The organism is Pseudomonas sp. OTU5201 (assembly GCF_038440135.1).
In the GTDB taxonomy this organism is placed as follows: domain Bacteria; phylum Pseudomonadota; class Gammaproteobacteria; order Pseudomonadales; family Pseudomonadaceae; genus Metapseudomonas; species Metapseudomonas resinovorans.
The window spans coordinates 1-1,289 of sequence record NZ_JASATC010000091.1 but is presented as its reverse complement, the minus strand read 5'-3'; the positions used below and the strand labels follow the sequence as shown (position 1 = coordinate 1,289).

Below are 1,289 nucleotides of genomic sequence, written 5' to 3'. Positions count from 1 at the left end.
TAGGTGTTGCGCTCGCCAGTCGGGCCAGGCAGGACGCGGGTCAGGCCGCTCTGGGACTGCTCGGCGAAGCTGTCGCAGAGGCTTGCCAGGCTGTCCTTGCCGTTCTTCGCGGCCCAGGCCTTGAGGGCTTCAAGGGGCTTGCCCTGGCGTTCCTGCAGGGTGGTGCGTTGCTGGGTGTCGGCGACGCTTTGGCCGTCCAACCGCTGGAAGGTGCGGCTGACGCCATCGACCGGGCGGGTGGCCAGCAGGCGGTACATGTACAGCGGGCCGCCGGCTTTCGGGCCGGTACCGGACAGGCCTTCGCCACCGAAGGGCTGCACGCCGACCACGGCGCCGACCATGTTGCGGTTGACGTAAAGGTTACCGGCGTGGGCCTTGTCCACCACCTTGGCGATGGTTTCGTCGATGCGGGTGTGCACGCCCAGGGTCAGGCCGTAACCGGTGCTGTTGATCTGGTCGAGCAGGGCGTCCATGTCCTCGCGCTTGTAACGAAGCAGGTGCAGCACGGGGCCGAAGATTTCGCGTTCCAGATCGGCGAGGCTGTCCAGTTCGATCAGGGTCGGCATCACGAAGGTGCCGCGCTGCATCACATCACCCTCGGTGCGGGCGATCTGGAACACGCTGCGGCCTTTGCTGCGCATGGCCTGGATGTGTTTGTCGATGTTGGCCTTGGCCTCAGCGTCGATGACCGGGCCGATATCCACGTTCAGGTGCTCGGGGTTGCCGATGCGGCACTCGGCCATGGCGCCCTTGAGCATCTCCACCACGCGGTCGGCCACGTCTTCCTGCACGCACAGCACGCGCAGGGCGGAGCAGCGCTGGCCGGCGCTGTCGAAGGCGGAAGCGATCACGTCGGTCACCACCTGCTCGGCGAGGGCCGAGGAGTCGACGATCATGGCGTTCTGGCCGCCGGTTTCGGCGATCAGCGGGATCGGACGGCCTTGGGCGTCCAGGCGGCCGGCGACGTTGCGGGCGAGGATGCCAGCCACTTCGGTGGAGCCGGTGAACATCACGCCTTTCACGCGCTCATCGCTCACCAGGGCGGCGCCGACGGTGTGGCCGAGGCCCGGCAGCAGTTGCACCACGCCTTCCGGAATACCGGCCTGGAGCAGGATGCGCACGGCCTGGGCGGCAATCAACGGGGTCTGTTCGGCGGGCTTGGCCAGCACGGTATTGCCGGCAGCCAGGGCAGCGGCCACTTGGCCGGCGAAGATCGCCAGGGGGAAGTTCCACGGGCTGATGCACACCACCGGGCCCAGCGGGCGGTGCGTGTCGTTGGCGAAGTCGTG

General features: G+C 67.9%; 1 protein-coding gene. It reads right to left on the bottom strand.

Annotation, left to right across the window (positions count from 1 at the left end; all coding sequences use genetic code 11):
- Window positions 1-1,289 (bottom strand): L-glutamate gamma-semialdehyde dehydrogenase (locus AAHM40_RS26975; protein WP_342247434.1); only part of this gene is annotated, 1,289 nt, incomplete at both ends.